This is a genomic window from Williamsia sterculiae, from assembly GCF_900156495.1.
GTDB lineage: Bacteria > Actinomycetota > Actinomycetes > Mycobacteriales > Mycobacteriaceae > Williamsia_B > Williamsia_B sterculiae.
The window spans coordinates 1-3,148 of record NZ_FTNT01000020.1; the positions used below are offsets into that span (position 1 = coordinate 1).

Sequence of the window (3,148 nt, forward strand, 5' to 3'; positions counted from 1 at the left end):
GTTGGGATTTTTTCTCTGCTGGGAATGTTGTGTTGAAAGGGCTCTGCTGCTGTTGTGGTGGTGGGGTGTTTTTGATGTGTTTTCATGGAGAGTTTGATCCTGGCTCAGGACGAACGCTGGCGGCGTGCTTAACACATGCAAGTCGAACGGAAAGGCCCTTCGGGGTACTCGAGTGGCGAACGGGTGAGTAACACGTGGGTGATCTGCCTCGTACTCTGGGATAAGCCTGGGAAACTGGGTCTAATACCGGATAGGACCATTGGGCGCATGTCTGGTGGTGGAAAGTTTTTCGGTGCGAGATGAGTCCGCGGCCTATCAGCTTGTTGGTGGGGTAATGGCCTACCAAGGCGACGACGGGTAGCCGGCCTGAGAGGGCGAACGGCCACACTGGGACTGAGACACGGCCCAGACTCCTACGGGAGGCAGCAGTGGGGAATATTGCACAATGGGCGCAAGCCTGATGCAGCGACGCCGCGTGAGGGATGACGGCCTTCGGGTTGTAAACCTCTTTCAGCTGTGACGAAGCTTTCGGGTGACGGTAGCAGCAGAAGAAGCACCGGCCAACTACGTGCCAGCAGCCGCGGTAATACGTAGGGTGCAAGCGTTGTCCGGAATTACTGGGCGTAAAGAGCTCGTAGGCGGTTTGTCGCGTCGTTCGTGAAATCCTGCAGCTTAACTGCAGGCGTGCGGGCGATACGGGCAGACTTGAGTACTACAGGGGAGACTGGAATTCCTGGTGTAGCGGTGAAATGCGCAGATATCAGGAGGAACACCGGTGGCGAAGGCGGGTCTCTGGGTAGTAACTGACGCTGAGGAGCGAAAGCGTGGGTAGCAAACAGGATTAGATACCCTGGTAGTCCACGCCGTAAACGGTGGGTACTAGGTGTGGGTTCCTTTTCACGGGATCCGTGCCGTAGCTAACGCATTAAGTACCCCGCCTGGGGAGTACGGCCGCAAGGCTAAAACTCAAAGGAATTGACGGGGGCCCGCACAAGCGGCGGAGCATGTGGATTAATTCGATGCAACGCGAAGAACCTTACCTGGGTTTGACATACACCAGAAAGCTGTAGAGATACAGCCCCCCTTGTGGTTGGTGTACAGGTGGTGCATGGCTGTCGTCAGCTCGTGTCGTGAGATGTTGGGTTAAGTCCCGCAACGAGCGCAACCCTTGTCCTGTGTTGCCAGCACGTAATGGTGGGGACTCGCAGGAGACTGCCGGGGTCAACTCGGAGGAAGGTGGGGATGACGTCAAGTCATCATGCCCCTTATGTCCAGGGCTTCACACATGCTACAATGGCCGGTACAGAGTGTTGCGATGCCGTGAGGTGGAGCGAATCACTTAAAGCCGGTCTCAGTTCGGATCGGGGTCTGCAACTCGACCCCGTGAAGTCGGAGTCGCTAGTAATCGCAGATCAGCAATGCTGCGGTGAATACGTTCCCGGGCCTTGTACACACCGCCCGTCACGTCATGAAAGTCGGTAACACCCGAAGCCGGTGGCCTAACCCCTTGTGGGAGGGAGCCGTCGAAGGTGGGATCGGCGATTGGGACGAAGTCGTAACAAGGTAGCCGTACCGGAAGGTGCGGCTGGATCACCTCCTTTCTAAGGAGCAAACAACAACACGTTCCCGTTTCTGTAGGCGTCTGTTCTGCGGCGGGGTGTTTGTTCACGGGTGAAACACCAAACAAGCCCCATGTACGTGATTTTCATGTAGGTGACTGGTGGCCACGGGTGTGGTTGCGGGTTGCGGGGTTGTCCCACTGCCGTGAGGGGTGGGTGCCATTGACACACTATCGGGGTTCTGAGGGAACACACGTGTGTGTGTTGTCTTGGTTCGATTGTGGTGCCTGTCTGGTCGGGTGCGTGTGGTGATGTTGCCTGTGGTGGGTGGCGGAGCGCGGGCCGCGGGTGGGTGTGTGTTGTTTGAGAATTGCATAGTGGATGTGAGCATCTTTATTTCGAATTGTTTTTCTGGTTCGAGTGGCGACACGGTTGTGTCGCATGATTTGTGTTTGTGGTGCCACATTGGCATCGCGGCCGGCGCACTGTGGTGTGTGGGTGGTGGTGTTTTTGTGGTGTGTTGTTGTAAGTGTGTAAGGGCGTTCGGTGGATGCCTTGGTACCAGGAGCCGATGAAGGACGTGGGAGGCCGCGATAGGCCTCGGGGAGCTGTCAACCGAGCTGTGATCCGAGGGTGTCCGAATGGGGAAACCCAGCACCCGTGATGGGGTGTTACCCGCCGCTGAATGTATAGGTGGTGTGGAGGGAACGTGGGGAAGTGAAACATCTCAGTACCCGCAGGAAGAGAAAACAATAGTGATTCCGTGAGTAGTGGCGAGCGAAAGCGGAGGAGGCCAAACCATGCGCATGGTGATACCCGGCAGGGGTTGTGTGTGTGGGGTTGTGGGGTTGTTCGTCCCGGTGCTGCCGTGCTGGGGGTGAGTGAGAAAATCACATGTTAGGTGAAGTGGCCTGGAATGGTCTGCCGTAGACGGTGAGAGTCCGGTAGCTGAAAATGTGTGGTCTTGCCTGAATGATGCCCAAGTAGCAGCGGGCTCGTGGAATCTGCTGTGAATCTGCCGGGACCACCCGGTAAGCCTGAATACTTCCTGGTAACCGATAGCGGACAAGTACCGTGAGGGAAAGGTGAAAAGTACCCCGGGAGGGGAGTGAAATAGTACCTGAAACCGGACGCTTACAAACCGTCAGAGCCTGTGAGTGGTTTCCACTGCGGGTGATGGCGTGCCTTTTGAAGAATGAGCCTGCGAGTTAGGGCATGTCGCGAGGTTAACCCGTGTGGGGTAGTCGTAGCGAAAGCGAGTCTGAATAGGGCGTTGAGTGGCGTGTTCTAGACCCGAAGCGGAGTGATCTACCCATGGCCAGGGTGAAGCAGCAGTAAGATGTTGTGGAGGCCCGAACCCACTTCAGTTGAAAATGGAGGGGATGAGTTGTGGGTAGGGGTGAAAGGCCAATCAAACTCCGTGATAGCTGGTTCTCCCCGAAATGCATTTAGGTGCAGCGTTGCGTGTTTCTTACCGGAGGTAGAGCTACTGGATGGCGGATGGGCCCTATCAGGTTACTGATGTCAGCCAAACTCCGAATGCCGGTAAGTGAGAGCGTGGCAGTGAGACTGCGGGCGATAAGGTTCGT

2 rRNA genes are annotated in these 3,148 nt (G+C 56.4%); both read left to right on the plus strand.

The features are described from left to right. Positions 1-81: 81 nt before the first annotated feature. Positions 82-1,601, plus strand: a 16S ribosomal RNA gene (locus BW971_RS20770). Positions 1,602-2,082: 481 nt separating this feature from the next. Next, positions 2,083-3,148: ribosomal RNA gene (locus BW971_RS20775) — 23S ribosomal RNA — on the plus strand; the annotation flags it as partial.